1 protein-coding gene is annotated in these 17985 nt (G+C 69.3%); it reads left to right on the top strand.

Going from position 1 to position 17985, the window contains the following annotated elements; all coding sequences use genetic code 11:
• Nucleotides 1-41: 41 nt before the first annotated feature.
• Complete coding sequence (locus tag DS837_RS27970; RefSeq protein ID WP_149167724.1) at nucleotides 42-17888, top strand: calcium-binding protein; 17847 nt, start codon at nucleotides 42-44, stop codon at nucleotides 17886-17888.
• Nucleotides 17889-17985: the final 97 nt, after the last annotated feature.

The raw sequence follows: 17985 nt of genomic DNA, 5'->3' as shown, positions 1-17985 counted from the left end.
ATTCGACCCAACCGGACCGAACGCCCGAAAAGGGGACGCTGATGACCGACACGACCACCTCAGCCACCAATTCAGTCATTTCCGGCGACTGGCGGACCGAAACCCTTTTGGGCGGGGCCGGGCACGACACCATAGCGAGCGGCGGCGGCGGCGGCGTTATTGACGGCGGGGCCGGGAACGACGTGCTGACCGGCACCTGGGGCGACGACAGCATCCTGGGCGGAATCGGGAGCGACCGCATCGACGGCGGCGAGAACAACGACACCCTCGACGGGGGCAGCGGCGACGACACCATCTATGGCGGCGGCGGGATGGACCGCATCTCCGCGGGTGACGGCGATGACACGGTGTACGGCGACGGCGGCGCCGACCGGGTGGACGGCGCGGACGGCAACGACGTTCTGTATGGTGGCGACGGCGACGACACGGTGCTGGGCGGCGCCGGCAACGACCGGATGGGCGAGGGCGGCGGTTATTGGAACAACGATCTCTATGACGGCGGTGACGGCGACGACACGCTGGACGGCGGCTACGGCAGCGACACGCTGCTGGGCGGTGCCGGCAACGACAGCCTGACCGTCGGCAACGATTACAACGGCGACCGGCTCGACGGCGGCTTGGGCGACGACACGCTGATCGGCGGGATGGGCGCCGACACGCTGATCGGCGGCGACGGCGGCGATCTCGTCCAGGGCGGCGGGGGCGACGATCTGGCGATCCAGAGCCTGTCCACCCAGACCCGCGCCGACACGCTGGACGGCGGCGCGGGGAGCGACCGGCTGCGGGTCGAACTGACCTCGGCCCAGATCACCGGAGCGGTCGCGGGCGAACTCGTCCGACTGCGCGACTTCATCCGGCAGCATGGCGACGACGGCCAGACCTTCACCAGCGACGTACTCAAGCTCGCCGTCCGCAACTGGAACACGCTGGAGGTGCTGGTGGACAGCGTGGCTGCCGACGTGGGCAGCCTCGCCAGCCGGGCCAGCAGCGCCCCGGTGGTGAGCGACCAGTTCCTGGCCGGCACGGAGGACACGGTGCTGACCGGCAGCGTCGGCGCGGTGGATGCCGACAACGACGCGTTGACCTACGCCGTTGCCGAGGGGCCGGCCCACGGCACCCTCAGCCTGACCGCCGGGGGCCTCTTCACCTACACGCCCGGCGCCAATTACGCGGGCACCGACCTGTTCCGCATCACCGTGTCGGACGGGCGTGGCGGCGTGGCGACCCAGACCGTCACGGTCACCCTGGCCGAGGTCAACGATGCCCCGACCGGTGTGACGTTGGCCGGTGCGACGCTGGCCGGCGGGCGCGTGGACGAGGCCGCGCCGGCGGGCACGGTCGTCGGCACCGTGCAGGCCGCCGATCCGGAGGGCGGGGCGCTCGCCTACAGTCTGATCGACGACGCCGGCGGCCGCTTCACCATCGACGCAGCCACGGGGCGGATCGCCGTGGCGGAGGGCGCCAGCCTCGATGCCGGCGCGGCCCCCGCCCATGCCGTCACGGTGCGGGTCACCGACGACGGCGGCCTCAGCGCGGACACGGTGCTGTACATCGACGTGACGGACGGCCGCAACGACGGCGCGGCCGACGAGAACGGCCTCCCGGCCTCGGTGGAGCTGGCCGCCGAGGCGGGGGAGGATCGGGACGGCAGCGGCGTCGCCATCAGCGGCATCTGGCTGGCCGAAACCTTGTCCGGCGGCGGTGGGGACGACACCCTGTCCAGCGGCGGGGGTGGTGGCGCCCTGCATGGCGGCGCCGGCAACGACGTGGTGGCCGGCGACTGGGGCGACGACAGCCTGGACGGCGGGTCCGGCAACGACACCCTGACCGGCGGCAGCCAGTCCGACGTGCTGTCCGGCGGATCCGGAGACGATCTGCTGGACGGCGGCAGCGAGAACGACACGCTCTACGGCGGCTCCGGCAACGACACGCTGATCGGCGGCAGCAACGAAGACGTTCTGTATGGCGGGCTGGGCGACGACAGCCTGGACGGCGGCACCAACGCCAACACGCTCCATGGCGGGGCGGGCGACGACACGCTGCTCGGGGGCGGCAACGAGGACCTTCTGGACGGCGGCAGCGGCGATGACCGCATCATCGCGGGAACCGGCGACGACAGCATCCGCGGCGGCGCCGGTAACGATTGGATCGACGCCGGAGAGAACAACGACACCATCGACGCGGGCAGCGGCAACGACGTCGTCCTTGCGGGCGGCGGCGCGGACCGCATCACCGCGGGTGACGGTGACGACACGGTGTATGGCGACGGCGGCGCCGACCATCTGGACGGCGGAGCCGGCGACGACGTGCTCTACGGCGGCGAGGGCGACGACACGCTGCTGGGCGGCGCCGGGAACGACCGGCTGGGCGAGGGCGGTTCCTACTGGAGCAACGACCGCTACGACGGCGGGGACGGCGACGACACGCTGGAGGGCGGCTTCGGCAGCGACACGCTGATCGGCGGGGCGGGCAACGACAGCCTCAGCGTCGGCGACGACTACAACGGCGACCTTCTGGACGGCGGCGACGGCGACGACACCCTGGTCGGCGGAATGGGCGACGACACGCTGATCGGCGGCGACGGTGACGACGTGCTGTCCGGCGGCGGTGGGCACAATGTCCTGATCGGCGGCGACGGCATCGACACCGTCGATTTCGGGGCGGGCTCCGGACCCATCGCCGTGGATCTGTCCAATGGGGGCGTGCAGCACGGCGGCTGGATGAGCGACAGCTTGTCCGGGATCGAGAATGTCCGGGGCGGGGCGGGCAACGACACGCTGATCGGCGATGCGGGCGACAACCAGTTCTCCGGCGGGGCTGGCGACGACAGCCTGGACGGAGCCGCCGGGAACGACAGCCTGGAGGGCGGCGCCGGGGCGGACACGCTGGTCGGCGGCGAGGGCATCGACACCGTCGCCTACAGCGGATCGGCCAGCGGCGTCACGGTCGATCTCGCCGCGGGCACCGGGGCCGGCGGCGACGCCGAGGGCGACCGGATCAGCGGGGTCGAGGACATCATCGGCTCCAGCCACGACGACCGCCTGACGGGCGACGGCGGCGCCAACCGCATCGACGGTGATGCTGGCGACGACACGTTGGCCGGCGGGGCCGGGGCCGACACGCTGATCGGTGGCGAGGGCACCGACACCGCGGACTATTCGGCCTCTCTGGAGGCGGTGACTGTCGATCTCGAAACCGGAACGGGCCATGGCGGCGATGCGGAGGGGGACATCCTGACCGGCATCGAGAACGTCATCGGCTCCGCCTTCGGCGACCGTCTGACCGGCAACGGCGGCGGCAACCGGCTCGACGGCGGCACCGGCGACGACACGCTGGCCGGTGGCGCCGGGGCGGACACGCTGGTCGGCGGCGAGGGCACCGACACCGCGGATTATTCGGCCTCGGCGGCGGTCACCGTCAACCTGACGACCGGGGTCGGCAGCGGCGGCAACGCGCAGGGCGACCGGTTGAGCGGGATCGAAAACCTGCTCGGCTCGGACGGCAACGACCGTCTGACCGGCGACGCCGGGGGCAACCGGATCGACGGGCGGGCGGGCAACGACACCCTGGCCGGCCTGGGCGGGGCCGACACGCTGATCGGCGGGGCTGGAACCGACACCGCGGATTACTCGGCCTCGACCGCCGCGGTGACCGTCGATCTCGCCACCGGGACCGGTCTGGGCGGTGATGCGGAGGGCGACGTCCTGGCCGGCATCGAGAACGTCACCGGCTCCAGCCGCAACGACCGCCTGATCGGCGACGGCGGGGCCAACCGGCTCGACGGCGCTGCGGGCGACGACACGCTGGTCGGTGGTGCCGGCGCCGACACTCTGGTCGGCGGGGTGGGGACCGACACGGCGGATTACACGGCGTCGGGCGCCGCCGTGACGGTCAGCCTGGCGAGCGGCACGGGAACCGGCGGCGATGCGCAGGGCGATCGGCTGTCGGGGATCGAGAATCTGCTCGGCTCCGCCGGCAACGATCGGCTGACCGGCGACGCGAACCGCAACCGGCTGGACGGGCAGGGCGGCAACGACACGCTGGCCGGCCTGGGTGGTGCGGACACGCTGATCGGCGGCGAGGGCATCGACACCGCGGAATACCTAGCCTCGGCAAACGGGGTCACCGTCGATCTGTCGACCGGCCTGGGGACCGGCGGCGACGCCGAAGGCGACCGTCTGACCGGCATCGAGAACCTGACCGGTTCCAACCAGGCCGACCGGCTGACCGGCGATGGCGGGGACAACCGCCTCGACGGTGCGGCCGGCGACGACACGCTGATCGGCGGCGAGGGTGCCGACACGCTGATCGGCGGGGCGGGCATCGACACCGCCGATTATTCCGCCTCCGCCGACGCGGTGGTCGTGGACCTCGCGGCCGGCACCGGCAGCGGCGGCACCGCCGAGGGCGACCGGCTGAGCGGGGTCGAGAACCTGATCGGCTCGGCCTTCGACGACCGGTTGACCGGCGACGGTCTGGACAACGTCCTGAAGGGCGGGGCGGGCGCCGACACGCTGGAGGGTGGCGGCGGAGCCGACACCGCCGACTATTCCGGATCGGACGCGGGGGTCACGCTCGATCTCACCACAGGGACCGGCCTGGGCGGCGACGCCGAAGGCGACCGATTGACCGGCATCGAGAATCTGTCGGGTTCCGGCCACGCCGACCTCCTGATCGGCGACGGCGGGGCCAACCGGCTGGACGGTGATGCTGGCGACGACACGCTGATCGGCGGGGCCGGAGCCGACACGCTGGTCGGCGGCGCGGGCATCGACACCGCGGACTATTCCGCCTCCGCCGCCGGGGTGACGGTTGATCTCACGGCGGGCACCGGCAGCAGCGGCGACGCGGAGGGGGATCGCCTGTCCGGAGTGGAAAGGGTGATCGCCACCGGGCAGGCCGACAGCCTGACCGGCGACGGCGCGGACAATTACCTCGACGGCCGGGGCGGGGGCGATGCGCTGGCGGGCGGGGCCGGCAACGACACGCTGCGGGTCTTGGACGAGGGCTTCGTCTCGGTGGACGGCGGTTCGGGCGACGACACGCTGCGGTTCGAGGGCAACCGGTTGATGCTGCTGGGCACCGCCGTGAACGTCCACGGGATCGAGCGGTTCGACCTGACCGCCGAGGGCCACCAGACGCTGATCTTCAACGAGCAGGGCGTCCGGGCCAACGCGGGCGGCGCGCCGCTCTACGTCACCGGCGACCGCGACGACTTCGTGACCTTCAAGGAATCGGGCTGGCGGCGGGTCGGCACGCTGACCGAGGGCGGCGTCCTCTACAACAGCTACCGCCGCGGCGACAGCGTGGTGAACGTCCAGGACGGCGTCCGCATGTTCGGCGACCTCGTGCTGACCGGCACGCCGGGCGACGACGTGATCACCGCGCCGTCCGGCGCCGGCCATGTTGTCGTCTTCGGCGAGGGCGGGAACGACATCGTCCAGCTGGGTTCGGGCTTCCGGCACGAGATCGCGCATCTGGTGCGCATCGACGACGACCTGCACATCCTGTTCGATGCGGGCGGCGGCCCGGCGGGCGAGGACGGCTACGCCCGTGACCGCGTCACCATCATGGAGCATTTCGCCGCCAACGGCGCGGCGGGGGCGGGCATCGGCGGCATCCGGGAGTTCGTGTTCGCGGACGGCGTGGTCTGGCCGGTGTGGGGCGACATCCTGCTGATGGGCGGCACGGGCGACGACACCATCGCCATCGAGCCGGGATTCACCAGCCGCACGGTCCACGCCGACGACGGGGCGAACGTCATCCGCTTCGGCGAGGACGTGACCGCCGCCGACCTGCGCCTGTCGCGCCGCGGCGACGATCTGGAAATCCGCATCGCCGGGACCGACCGCTCGGTGATCGCCTTCAACCACTTCTCCGCCGACGTTCTGGCCGGGGCCGGCAACGGCGGAATCCAGGCGATCGAGCTGGCCGACGGCACCCGCTGGCGGGTGAGCGGCGCCGACATCGTCATCAGCACCACCGGCAACGACACCACCGTGTTCGGCCTCGGTGGCGGGGAGGTGACGCTCTACGGCAGCGAGGGCACCGACACCATCAGCTTCGCGCTGACCATCGACCCCGACCGGATGCGGCTGACCCGCGAGGGCGACGACCTGCGCATCGCCTACATCGGAAGCTCCGACTCCTGGATCGTCAAGAACCACTTCGACGGCAACCCGGACGGCGTCTCCACCATCCGCTTCGGCGACGGCACGGCATGGGCCGTCGACAACACCCGCCTGATCGTCGGCACCGGCACCGACGAGGTCTTCACCATCACGGCGGGCCTGGGCGGGCGGGTGCTGGCCGGCGGCGGCGGAGCGGACGGGCTGGTGCTCGGCGCTGGAATCCGCCCCACGGACGTGGCGCTGAGCCGCGACGGCAACACGCTGGTCATCGGCATCGCCGGGACCAGCGACCGCGTCACCGTGCTGAACCATTTCGACGGTCTGGCCGCCGGCAACAGCGGGCTGCGCACCATCACCTTCGCCGACGGCACGGTGTGGACCATCGGTGCGGCGGAAGGCTTCCGCATCGGCGGCGACACCGCGGACCTCTTCACGGTGAAGCCCGGCGACGGCGCGGTGACCCTGTTCGCCGGCAAGGGTTTCGACACGCTGAGCTTCGGCACCGGCATCCCCACCGACAAGCTGAGCTTCGTGCGGGAGGGCGAGAACCTCGTCATCGCCGTGCAGGGCAGCGCCGAGCGGATCACGGTGCTGAACCACTTCGCGACCGGATGGGGCGCGTCGGTGCTGGAGAATGTGGTCGTTGGCGGTCGGACATGGCGGCTGACCGATCCCAACGTGCTGGTCGGCAGCGCCGGGGACGACAGCTTCACGCTGGCGCCCGGCACCGGCTCGCGGATCGTGCTGCCGGGCATCGGGATGGACCAGATCACCATCGGCCAGGGCATCGACCCGGCCAACGTCCGGCTCCAGCGGGTCGGCGACGATCTGGTGGTGACCGTCTACGGCCTCGGCGACTCGCTGACCGTGCTCAACCACTTCGCGGGCGGGGCCAGCGGCGGCGTCCACTCCATCCGGTTCGTGGACGGCAACATCTGGAACATCTGGGGCCACCAGATCCAGCTCGGCGGCAGCAGCACCGAAACCTTCGAGGCCAGGCCGGGCGTCGGCCACGTCTCGATCTATCCCGGCGGCGGGACCGACGTCCTGCGCTTCGATCCGCGCATCGACAGCCTCGGCACCGTGCTGCGCCGCTCCGGCGGCGACCTCGAGATCGTCATGGGCGACGGCGGCGACGTCGTCACCATTCTCAATCACTTCCTCGGCAACGCGCTCCGCAGCGTCGCCTTCGGCGACGGCAAGGTCTGGACGGTCGGCGGAAACGGCGTCCAGGTCGGCACCGACGGCGACGACGTGTTCACGCTGACGCCCGGCATGGGCAACGTCATCGTGTATGGCGGCGGCAAGGCCAACGGCGACCGGATCGTCGCGGCCCCCGGCGTCGATCCGAAGGACCTGCGGCTGACCCGCGTCGGCGACGACCTGCGCGTCACGCTCGGCGCCGACAGCATGACCATCGTCAACCAGTTCGCGTCGGGCGGGGTGGTGATGATCCCGGAGATCATCTTCCTCAACGGCGTGGTCTGGCCGATCGCCGGATCCACCGTCCACATCAGCGGCGGCGGCCGGGAAACCCTGCCGGCGGGCCCGATCATCTATCCCGGCGGCCCCGGCCAGCATCTGAGCATCGACGCCGACCCGGGCAAGACGCGGGTGGTCCGCGTCGGGGCGGATCTGCACATCACCATCGAGGGACGGCAGGACGAGATCGTCATCGTCAACCATTTCGCGATGGACGGCGTCGGCGACCTCGTCTTCGACAACGGCACCACCTGGAACATCCAGGGCGGCAAGGTGCTGATCGGCGGTTCGGGCCATGACGAGTTCGTCATCCAGGCCGGCATGGGCGACGTCATCCTCTATCCCGACACCTCCGGAGACGACCGGGTGCGGATCGTGGACACCGTCGACGGGTCGAAGATCCGGCTGACCCGCTTCGGCGACGATCTGCGCGTGACGGTGGACGGCACGAAGGACTCCCTGACCATCGTCAACCACTTCGCGGGGGCGCCGCTGGAGGCGATCCAGCGACCGGACGGCACCATGATGCCGCTGACCGGCGACAAGGTGGTGTTCGGCGGGAAGGGGCCGACCCAGTTCCTGGTCGGGCGGGACACCGGCTCGCAGACGATCTACACCGAAGGCGGCGATTCGCTGGTGTTCGGCGACATCGACAGCACCGAGGTCGTGATGTTCCGGACCGGCTCGGACCTGGAAATCCACATCGACCGCACCAGCCAGGTCATCACCGTCCTGAACTACTACGGCGCCATCAAGGACCTGACGTTCCCCGACGGGCGGAGCTTCGACCTCTCGTCCCGGGACACGCTGATCGGGGGAGGCCGGGGCGACGTCTTCCAGATCGGCAAGACCGGCCCCGCCCAGCAGGTCATCCATTCCGGCGGCGGCGGCACCATCAACTTCGGCCCCGACGTCGGTCCGGGCGACGTGACGCTCGCCCGCGACGGCAACGATCTGCTGGTGGTCTTCATCGGAAGCGGGCGGACGGTGCGCGTCGTCAACCAGTTCGCTCCGCCGACCGAGGGCATGTCGCGCGGTCTGGAGGCGGTGACCTTCTCCGGCGGCAAGGTCGTGAACGTGTGGGGCGACAATGTCGTGTTCGGCGACGCCGGCACCGACGACTTCATGATCCTGCCCGGCCAGGGGCGGCTCTACGTCTTCCCCGGCGGCGGCACCGACCGCCTCACCCTTGGGCCGGGCATCGCGCCGGCGGACGTCCGCATGGAGCGGGACGGCGTCGACCTCCGCATCTTCACCGACGACGGGCGCATCGACCTGATCGCCGTCAACCATTTCGGGCCGAACGGGGTCGCGGGGTCCGGCTCGGGCCTGGGCACCCTGGCCTACGGGAACGGGCAGAGCTGGACGGTCGGCGGCAACGGCATCCTGATCGGCAGCCTGGGCAACAACACCTTCAACGTCGGCGCCAACAGCGGACCGACCACGATCCATCCGGGCGGCGAGCTCAACCGGCTCAGCTTCACCGCCGGGGTGCCGCCGGCCAACCTGCGGCTGGTGCGCATCCACGACGACCTGCGCATCGTCTCGGCGGACGGCACGGTCAACATCCTGGTGGTCAACCATTTCGAGAACCGTCTCGACGAGGTGAGCTTCCCCTCGGGACCGTCGTGGAACCTCGGTGTCGAGCATGTCTGGATCGGCGGCGACGGCCCCTCGGTCTTCCAACTCGACGATCTGGGGTCGGACCAGACGGTCTTCCCCGGCAGCGGCGACACGGTGGGCCTGCCGCCCGGGCTGGACTGGAAGGACGTGGTGCTGTCCCGCTCGGGCAGCGACCTCGTCGTCGTGATCCGCGAGACGGGCCGCCAGATCCGCATCGTCAACCACTTCTCGTACAGCGACGGCACCACCGGGCTGGCCGGGCTCCAGTTCGCCGACGGCACCACCCTGCCGCTGGGCGAGTTGGCGATGCTGGGCGGCACCACGGGCGACCTGCTGACCGGCACGGCGACCGACGACCTTCTGCTGGGCCAGGATGGCGACGACCGGCTGAGCGGCAGCGGCGGCAACGACACGCTGATCGGTGGGATCGGCAACGACACGCTGGACGGCGGTGCGGGCAACGACACCTACGTCTACCGGCCCGGCGACGGGCGCGACACGCTGCTGGACACCAGCGGGTTCGACACCATCGAGATGGGGCCGGGGATCACCCGCGGCGGGCTCTACTTCGCGCGCTTCGGCAACGACCTGCACATCCGCTTCCGCGGCCGGCCGGCCGACGAGATCATCGTGACCGGACGGTTCAATCTGGCGGGCGACGGTGCGTCCTACGTGGAGCGGATCGACTTCGCCGACGGCACCCGCTTCGACCTGACGCGGACCGACATCGCGTTGGAAACGGTGGCGACCGCCGCCAACGAGCAGCTCTTCGGCTACAACGTCGGCGACCGGATCGAGGGCGGGGCGGGCAACGACTCCATCCTCGGCTACGCCGGTGACGACACGCTGGTCGGTGGGAGGGGGGCGGACTCCCTCGACGGCGGGGCCGGCAACGACCTGCTGGACAGCCGCGACGATCCGGGCACGGATGGCGCCCGCGACGTGGCCTATGGCCGCGACGGCGACGACACCATCCTGGGCGGCGGCGGCGGCGATCTGCTGTTCGGCGGCACCGGGAACGACAGCATCGACGGCGGGGAGGGCGACAACTCCATCGACGGGGAGGACGGCGACGACCTCCTGATCGCCGGAAGCGGCAACGACACCGTCTATGGCCGGGCCGGCAACGACACGCTGGCCGCCGGGGCGGGCAACGACACGCTCTACAGCGGCGCCGGGGACGATCTGATCCGCTACGGCGGCGGCAGCGACACCATCACCAACGAAGGCGGCAACGACGTTCTGGAGATGGGTCCCGGCATCGCGCCGGAGGACCTGTATTTCGCGCGCTTCGGAAAGGATCTCCACATCCGCTTCCGCAATTCGGGCGAGCAGATCGTTCTGACCGGGCGTTTCAACGGGGCGGGCGACGGGACCAGCTTCGTGCAGACCCTGCGCTTCGCCGACGGGTCGACCTTCGACGTGACCCGCAAGGACATCGCGCTGGAGACGGTGGCGAATCCCGGCAGCGAGGCGTTGGAAGGCTACAACGTCGGCGACGTCATCCGTGGCATGGCCGGCAACGACACCATCTACGGCTACGCGGACAACGACACCCTCGATGGCGGGGCCGGCAGCGATTCCATCCTCGGCGGAACCGGCGACGACAGCCTTGAGGGCGGCGACGGCGGCGACACCCTCGACGGCGAGACGGGTGAGGACACGCTGTCCGGTGGTCTTGGCAACGATTTCCTCTACGGAGGGGCGGGGCGCGACACGCTGTCCGGCGGCGACGGGTCCGACTACCTGTATGGCGGCGCCGATGACGATGTTCTGAACGGCGATGCCGGAAACGACACGCTCGAGGGCGGCGACGGCAACGACACGCTGACCGGCGGGGAGGGCACGGACACGCTGTTCACCGGTCTCGGCGACGACCTCGTCCGCTACGACGGCGGGCGCGAGACGATCAGCAACAGCGGCGGGCAGGACATTCTGGAGATCGGCGGCGGCCTGTCGGCGTCGGATCTCTATTTCGCGCGCTTCGCCGACAACCTCCATCTGCGCTTCCGCGGCCGGTCGGACGAGGTGATCCTCGCCAACCGCTTCAGCGGGGCCGGGGACGGGGCGTCCTATCTCCAGACGCTGCGCTTCGCCGACGGCACGCTGGTGGACATCACCAACCCGATGCTGGTGCTCGACACGGTGGCGACCGATGCGTACGAGAAGCTGGAGGGCTACAACGCCAACGACACCATCCAGGGCCTGGGCGGGGTCGATTCCATCTATGGCTATGCCGGCGACGATCTGTTGGACGGTGGCGCCGGGAACGACCTGATCTATGGCGGCGCCGACAACGACCGGTTGCTGGGCAACATCGGCGACGACCGGCTGGAGGGCGGGGACGGCAACGACACGCTGGAGGGCGGCGACGGCAACGACCTGCACTACGGCCAAGCCGGCGACGACGTCATCGTCGCAGGCAACGGAACCGACTATGTCGAGGGCGGCGCGGGGGATGACACCGCCAGCGGCGGCGCGGACTCGGACACGGTGTTCGGTGGGGCCGGCAACGACAGCCTGAGCGGTGATGACGGCAACGACAGCCTGTACGGCGAAGCCGGCGACGACACGCTGGAGGGCGGCAGCGGTACCAATACGATCTCGACCGGCCTGGGCGACGACCTGATCCGCCACAGCGGCGGGCGGGACATCATCGCCAACGAGGGCGGCCGGGACGTCCTGGAGATCCGTGCCGGACTGACCAAGGCGGACCTCTACTACGCGCGCTTCGGCAACGACCTTCACCTGCGCTTCCGCAACGCGGCGGATGAGATCGTGCTGAGGAACCGCTTCAACGGGGCGGCGGACGGTGCGAGCTACGTCCAGACGCTGCGCTTCGCCGACGGCGCGCTGGCGGACATCACCGATCCGGCGCTGGTCCTGGAGACGGTGGCGACCGATGGGACCGAAACGCTGCAGGGCTACAATGTCAACGACACCATTCAGGGATTGGGCGGTCACGACACCGTCTACGGCTATGCCGGCGACGATCTGCTGGACGGCGGGACCGGCAACGACCTGCTCTACGGCGGAGCGGGCGACGACACGCTGATCGGCGGGACCGGCACCGACCAGCTCCATGGCGACTCAGGCCGCGACCTGCTGCTGGGCGGGGACAGCAACGACAGCCTTACCGGCGGTGACGGCGACGACACGCTGATCGGCGGTCTGGGCGCCGATCAGTATTACGGCGGCGCCGGCAACGACTGGATCGACAACAGCGACGACGTCGGAACCGGGGCCTCGGCCAACGTGGCCTATGGCGAGGCCGGGAACGACACCATCATCGGCGGCGACGGGGGTGAAACCTTCGGCGGCGGCGACGGCGACGACAGTTTGCTGGGCAACGCCGGGAACGACTGGCTGGAGGGCAACGTCGGCGACGACACGCTGGAGGGCGGTAGCGGTACCAATACGATTTCAACCGGTCTCGGCGACGACCTGATCCGCCACAGCGGCGGGCGGGACATCATCGCCAACGAGGGCGGCCGGGACGTCCTGGAGATCCGTGCCGGACTGACCAAGGCGGAGCTCTACTACGCGCGCTTCGGCAACGACCTCCACCTGCGCTTCCGCAACGCGGCGGATGAGATCGTGCTGAGGAACCGCTTCAACGGGGCGGCGGACGGTGCGAGCTACGTCCAGACGCTGCGCTTCGCCGACGGCGCGCTGGCGGACATCACCGATCCGGCCTTGGTGCTGGAGACGGTGGCGACCGACGCGGCCGAGAAGCTGGAAGGCTACAACGCCAACGACACGATCCGGGGATCGGGTGGGAACGATACCGTCTATGGCTATGCCGGCGACGACCTGCTGGACGGTGGGCTCGGAGCCGATACGCTTTACGGCGGGGCGGGTGGCGACCGCCTGATCGGAGGGGATGGCAGCGACAGCCTGGAAGGCGGCGACGGCGCCGACACGCTCGAAGGCGGGAACGGCGACGATGCGCTGCTGGGCGGGGCCGGCGACGACACGCTGATCGGTGGCGCCGGCAACGATGTGATCCACAGCGGCGCCGGCAACGACCTTGTCCGGTTCGACGGTGGCCAGGACACGGTCTACAACACCGGCGGCGACGATGTGGTCGACCTCGGTGCGGCCTTCTCGTCTGGCAGCTATCACTTCGCCCGCTACGGCGCCGATCTCTATGTGCGGTTCCAGGGGATGAGCGACCAGCTCATCATCGCAGGTCGTTTCAACGGGAACGGCGACGGGGCGAGCTACGTCCAGACGCTGCGCTTCGCCGACGGGACCCTGGTGGACCTGACCCGGCAGGATCTGGTGATCCGCACCGTCGATGGCAGCGCCGGGCAGAAGCTCGAAGGGTATCGGGTCGACGACACCATCGACGGTCAGGGCGGCAATGACACGCTCCTCGGTTATGCCGGCGGCGACACACTGGCCGGTGGGACGGGTTACAACACCATCTACGGCGGTGATGGCGACGACCTGATCGATGGCAGGTCCGGCCAGGGCGAGAACCTGTTCGGTGAAGCCGGCGATGATACCGTTTACGGGAGCGCCGGCAGTGACAGGGTGGAAGGCGGAGAAGGCACGGACATCCTGGAGGCTGGAGCCGGCAACGATCTGGCATTCGGCGGCAATGGCGACGACACCGTCATCGGGGGCAGCGGGGATGATCGCCTGTGGGGCGATCTGGTTTCGAACACCGGCAATGAGGTCGTCATCGTCCGGATCAGGCTCGGCGGCTACTATCTGGCATACTGGCCACACACCGTTCTCACGATCGATGGGACGGTTCTGCTGAACGACAGGGTCACGGTCCACTATTCTCATTGGGATGACTCATACATCGTCGTCGGAAATTCGACGGACTATCAGTACGTCCTGCGGGATCGAAGCGACGCCAATTACTTGCAGATCAGTGTCGTGGACCATAGGTGGCCTGGTTTCAACGGTTATGGCGGCGTCGTCGCTCTCGGTCTGGAGGTCAATGGATATCCTTTTGCGGCTCCCGGGTTCGTGGCCGAAGCCACCACCTACACCTGGAACCTCGAACCGGCCCTGCCAAATCCTTCCCCCAACGAGCCGTCCGGAAACGACGTCGTGATGGGCAACGACGGGAACGATATGCTCGGCGGCGGTCTTGGCGACGACCTCCTCGACGGCGGTAGCGGCCATGACACCCTTCTTGGCGGTGCGGGGAACGACACTCTCATCGGCGGCACCGGCTCCGACCAGATGCATGGCGGTGCCGGCGACGATCTGATTGATAACCGCGGCGATCCCGACGCCGCCGGCATCAACGACCAATCCTACGGCGGCACCGGGAAGGACACGATCTACGGTGGCGGCGGTGTGGATGTGGCCTATGGCGGCGCCGGGGATGATTCGATCCATGGGGGTGGCGGAAACGACCAGCTCTACGGCGAGGCCGGCAACGACACGCTCGATGGCGGTGCCGGCGCCGACGCGCTCGACGGTGGCGATGGGGACGATCTGTTCCTTTATGCCGGGCCCGGGCAGGGCCAGGACTCCGTCCGGGGTGGAGGCGGCAAGGACGTCCTGGAGCTCGGTGCCGGGCTGGTCGCGGATCAGCTTTATCTCTCACGCTTCGGGGACGATCTGCACCTTACCTTCCGCGACACGGGCGACCGCATCGTTGTGGTCGGGCGCTTCAACGGCGAAGGGGACGGGGCCAACTACGTCCAGACGCTGCGCTTCGCCGACGGGACTCTGTTCGACCTCACCGCGCAGGACATCGCGCTGGAAACCTATGGGATCGCCGCGGCGGAAACGTTGCACGGCTATCGGGTCGGCGACCGGATCGAAGGCAACGGCGGCAACGACTCGATCCTCGGTTACGGTGGTGACGACACGCTGAAGGGCGGCGACGGCGCCGACGCGCTGTATGGCGGGCTGGGCAACGACGTGCTCGAAGGCGGAGCCGGCGCCGATTACCTGGAGGGCGGCGACGGCAGCGACAGCCTGTCCGGCGGAACGGAGAACGACACGCTGTTCGGTGGTGCCGGAAACGACACGCTGTTCGGCGGGACGGGTTCCAACGGCGTCGACGGCGGGGCTGGCGACGACCTCGTGGTCTATGGCGGCGGAGTCGATACCATCGTCGGTGGCGGCGGCAACGACGTTCTGGCCTTTGGGGAAGGCTACGGCGCCGACGGAATGCGTCTGGAGCGTTACGGCAAGGATCTCCATCTGGTGTTCGCCGCAACGGCGCAACGGATCGTCATCGCCAACCGCTTCACCAGCACCAGCACCGGCGATGGGGCCAACTATCTGCAGACCTTGCGCTTCGCCGACGGCACGGAGATCGACCTGTCCCGTCCGGACATCGTCATCACGACGAATGACGACAACGCCGGCCACATTCTGGACGGCTACAACGCCGGCGACGTGATCCGGGGCAACGGCGGCACGGACTCCATTTACGGATATGGCGGCGACGACACGCTGTATGGCGGGGCCGGGGTCGACAGGCTGTACGGCGGCGACGGCGACGACCTGATCGACAGCCGTGACGACACCGCCGGCGACGCCGCCTACGGTGACGGCGGCAACGACACGTTGCTCGGCGGGACGGGCGGCGATGCTCTCTATGGCGGTGACGGCGACGATTGGATCGATGGCGGCGCCGGCAACGACTCGGTGGAAGGCGGAGCCGGTGACGACCGCATCGTTGGCGCCGCCGGTGTCGACACCATCAAGGGTGGTGCTGGCAACGACATCGCCGACGGCGGTGCGGACAACGACATCCTGTATGGCGATGCCGGCCAGGACACGCTGTCCGGCGGTACGGGCAACGACACTCTCTTTGGCGGTGCCGGGAACGATGTGATCGATGGCGGCGGCGATGCCGATACCCTCTATGGCGATGACGGGGACGACACGCTGGCGGGTGGGCTTGGCAACAACTGGATCGTCACCGGAGCCGGCGACGATCTGGTCCTGTACCAGGGCGGCCGCGATACCATCACCGGAGGCGGGGGGGACGACACCCTGGCCTTCGGGGAAGGGTTCGATGCCGCCAACCTGCGCTTTGAGCGGTTCGGGGCAGACCTGCATGTCCTGTTCGACGGGTTGCCCGACCGCATCGTGGTGGCGAACCGCTTCAGTGGGGCCGGCGATGGGGTGAACTATCTCAAGACCCTGCGCTTCGCCGATGGAGCGACCTACGACCTGAGCCGCCAGGACCTGGTCATCGATACGCGGGACGACAACGCCAGCCATACGCTGGACGGCTACAAGGTTGCCGACGTCATACGGGGCAACGGCGGCGACGACGCGATCTACGGCCATGGCGGCAACGACAGCCTCTATGGCGGGGCGGGCAGCGACCTGGTCAGCGGAGGTGACGGCGACGACCTGATCGACAGCAGCGACGACGGAGCGAGCCGCGACAAGCTTTATGGGGACGCCGGACAGGACACCATCGTGGGCGGCGGCGGGAACGACTCGCTGTACGGTGGCGATGGCGACGATCGGCTCGATGGTCTCGGCGGGAACGACTCTCTGGATGGTGGGACGGGCGCCGACACGCTGTCCGGCGGAGCCGGCAGCGACCTGCTTTTCGGGGGCAGCGGAAACGATGTCGTCGACGGTGGCGACGGCAATGACGCCCTGTTCGGCGAGGCCGGCGACGACACGCTGTCCGGCGGTGTCGGCGACGACAGCATCGACGCCGGCCTGGGGGACGATCTGATCCTGTATGAGAGCGGGCGGGACACCATCCTGGGCGGCGGCGGCAACGACGTGCTGTTGATGGGCGAAGGCTTCTTGGCGGACCAACTCCATGTTGCGCGCTTCGGCACCTACCTTGTGCTGCGCTTCCACGACCGGGAGGAGCAGATCGTGATCGCCAACCGGTTCAATGGAACCGGGAACGGGACGAATTATGTTCAGACCGTCCGCTTCGCCGATGGCACCGACATCGACCTGTCGGCTCAGGATCTGCCGCTGTTGACGGTCGGCAGCGAGTCGACGGAGACGCTGTGGGGCTACGCCGGGGACGATTGGATCGATGGTCGCGGGGGGAACGACACGCTGTTCGGTGAGGGTGGAAACGACACGCTGATCGGTGGTTCCGGTTGGGACGAACTGCACGGCGGCGCCGGGAACGACCTGTTGGACAGCCGCAGCGACGCGGTCGGCACGGGTTTTGCCGACGTGGCTTACGGCGAGGCCGGCGACGACACGCTGATCGGCGGCGGTGGACACGATCAGCTTTCGGGTGGCGACGGCGACGATGATCTCTACGGCGGGGCCGGCAACGATACGCTGGCCGGAGGTCCGGGCAACGACATCTACCGGTTCGCTCCCGGCGGCGGCAGCGACCGCATCGTGGAAAACGATGCGGACACAGGCACCGACCGCCTCTTGTTCGACAGCGCCGTCGATCCGCACCAACTGTGGTTCCGCAAGGTCGGGACGGACCTGGAACTGCAACTTGTGGGGACTTCCGACAAAGTGACGGTCGCCGGGTGGTTTTCCGGCACCACTCATCGCTTGGACAGCATCGAGATCGTCGACGGCCCGGTGTTGCAGGCGACGTTGGTGGACCAGATGGTTCAGGCCATGGCCGGTGTTACCCCGCCGGCATCCGGTACGACGAGCATTTCCTCCGGATCCTATCCGCAGATCGACGCCATTATCACCGCCTCGTGGCGGTGATAATGGCGGCGCGAGGCGGTAATAACTCGGCAATAACCTGGCGCCGCCTGATCAGGCCGTCATCGAACTCCCACACGGCTCGTAGCAGAAAAGCAGG

Source organism: Azospirillum brasilense, assembly GCF_008365405.1.
In the GTDB taxonomy this organism is placed as follows: domain Bacteria; phylum Pseudomonadota; class Alphaproteobacteria; order Azospirillales; family Azospirillaceae; genus Azospirillum; species Azospirillum brasilense_D.
The sequence above is the reverse complement of the archived record's forward strand: the minus strand, read 5'-3'. Positions and strand labels throughout refer to the sequence as shown.